Here is a 2,535-nt window from a genome sequence, read left to right as displayed (position 1 = left end):
GCCTTCGGCCTCGCGCCACGCTCGCGCCTCGGCTCACCCGAACAGATCCTCCTCGGCGGAACAGGCGAACCAGCGCCGGTCACCGCACGAGCCCGGCCGGACCACCGGCCGGCCCACCCCTCGAACAACCGGATCAGGACCACATGACTCTCGACTTCCAAGACCTCAGCGCGACGTTCACGACCTTCGACATCATCGTGTCGCTGTCGCTGTCGTTCGTGTTGGCCGCCGTCATCGGCTGGGTCTACCGCTTCACCCACAAGAACGTCTCCTACAGCCAGTCCTACGTGCAGACACTGGTGATGGTCGGCATGGTCGTCTCGCTGATCATGCTGGTGGTCGGCTCCAACATCGCCCGCGCGTTCGCGCTCGTCGGCGCGCTGTCGGTCGTCCGCTTCCGCAACGCCGTCAAGGAGACCCGTGACGTCGGGTTCATCTTCCTGGTGATGGCCATCGGCATGACCACCGGCACTCGCTTCTACCTGCTCGCCGTCGCCGCGACCGTGGCGATCTGCCTGGTCATGGTGATCATGTCGAAATTCAACTGGTTCGCACTCGACGTCAGGCGCCAGGTCGTGAAGATCCAGGTGCCGCCGGAACAGCAGTACCTGACCGGGGTCGAGGACGTGCTGCTGCGCTACTGCTCGGAGTTCGAGCTGGTCTCCACCGAATCGGTCCGCGCGGGCGCGCTCAACGAGCTCTACTACACCGCGCAGCTGAAGAAGGGCGTCGAGTCCGCGGAGCTGATCGCGGCGCTCAGCGGCGTGAACGCAGGCCAGCGGGTCACCGTCCTGACCGGATACGATCAGACTGACATCTGATGCGCCCGGACCAGCCGATCGGGGCACCGCCGCGCCGGCTCGCGCACCGGCTGCCGATGTCGTTGCGCAGGCACTGGAAGCTGCTCGCGCTGTTCGTCGTGTTCGTGACCGTCATGGCAACCGTCTTCGGCGGCACCCGCATCCGTCCGCAGATCACCGGCGACATCTCGGTCATCGCCTCCGAGATCACCGACAACATCACCGGCACCGTCGACCTGTTCGACGACTCGGTGACCCACGAGCTGTCCCTGGAGATCACCGACGCCGAGTACCAGGACATGATCACCAGCTTCCAGAAGTCCGGCGACAAGAAGTGGGTCACCGCCGACCTCACCATCGACGGCACCTTCGTCGACGACGTGTCGGTCCGGTTGAAAGGCAACTCCACTCTGATGGCGGTGCGCGGCAAGGACTTCAGCCCGCCGGATGGCATGGAACTTCCTGAGGGGTTCGAGTTGCCCGCCGACATGCCGAGCGGCGGCCCGATGGCGGGAATGGGCATGTCCGCCTCGGCCGAGGACCCGACCTCGCTACCGCTGCTCATCAGCTTCGACGAGAACGTCTCCGGCCGCGGCTACCAGGGCATGACCGAACTGTCGGTGCGGCCGGGAACCCCGATGCTCAACGAAGCCCTCGCGCTGTCGCTGACCGCGGAAACCGATCAGCCCACCCAGCGTTACGGCTACGTCGTGTATTCGGTCAACGACAGCGCCACCACCACCCGGCTGCTGCTCGAACACCCCGACGACACCTACGCCAACGCCCTGTTCGACTCCGACGGCTACCTCTACAAGGCCGACGCGAACTCCCGCTTCGAGTACGCGGGTGACGACCAGTCCGCCTACGCCGACCAGTTCACACAGATCAACGCCGTCGGCAGCGGCAACCTGCAACCGATCATCGACCTCCTGAAGTGGCTCGACAGCGCCGACGACGTCGAGTTCGACGCCCACCTGGCCGACCGGGTCGACGTGACCTCCTTCGCCCGCTACGTGGCCACCCAGAATCTGTTGGTCAACGGCGACGACATGGCGGGCCCCGGCCAGAACTACTACCTCTGGTACGACCTGGAGACCGAGAAGTTCACCGTCGTCTCCTGGGATCTGAACCTCGCCATGCACGGCGGGACCACGGCCGGTCCGCACGATTCGGTGTCGCTGGGGTTCGGGCGGCGCGGGGGAGCGGCCGAGAACCCCGAAGCGGGAACGGACGGCGCTCCGGGCGGCGGCATGCCGTCGAGGGGCGGTCATGCGCTGAAGTCCCGTTTCCTGGCGTCGCAGGCGTTCACCTCGAGGTACGAGGCCGCCTACTGGGAGCTGACCGACCGCGTGTACAGCAGCGGACTGGCCGTCGAACTGCTGGACCGGCTGGCCGAGACGGTTCCGGTCAGCGACGGGCTCAGCGCGCAGACACTGAACGAGAAGGTCGCCGAGATGCGGACCTGGATCGATCAGCGCACGACAGCACTGGCCGGCCTGCGCCCCGCGTGACCCGGCACCCACCGGTTGTCGGCACACGCGGGCCCTCGACCGGTGAACCGCGGCCTCCCGTGGCAGCGCACGGCCCACGCAGTTCAGGGCCCACGTAGTTCAGGGCCCACGCAACTCAGGGCAGCGGGAGCACCACCCCGAATAGTGGTCCCCCCCCCCGGGGCCGCCCCAACAAGACCCCGCCGGGTGGGGCGCGGCGCGCGGGGGGGGAGCTGGGAAAACCC

At 67.2% G+C, this 2,535-nt stretch carries 2 protein-coding genes; both read left to right on the top strand.

The genetic code is table 11. The features are described from left to right. Positions 1-143 precede the first annotated feature (143 nt). On the top strand, positions 144-821 hold the full coding sequence (locus QH283_RS15530; protein WP_280503699.1) for a DUF4956 domain-containing protein: 678 nt from the start codon (positions 144-146) through the stop codon (positions 819-821). A gap of 56 nt (positions 822-877) precedes the next feature. Next, on the top strand, positions 878-2,311 hold the full coding sequence (locus QH283_RS15525; protein ID WP_280503700.1) for a CotH kinase family protein: 1,434 nt from the start codon (positions 878-880) through the stop codon (positions 2,309-2,311). The last annotated feature ends 224 nt before the right edge of the window (positions 2,312-2,535 follow it).

The sequence above is a fragment of the Nocardia farcinica genome, from assembly GCF_029867845.1.
Lineage (GTDB): Bacteria > Actinomycetota > Actinomycetes > Mycobacteriales > Mycobacteriaceae > Nocardia > Nocardia farcinica_A.
The sequence above is the reverse complement of the archived record's forward strand: the minus strand, read 5'-3'. Positions and strand labels throughout refer to the sequence as shown.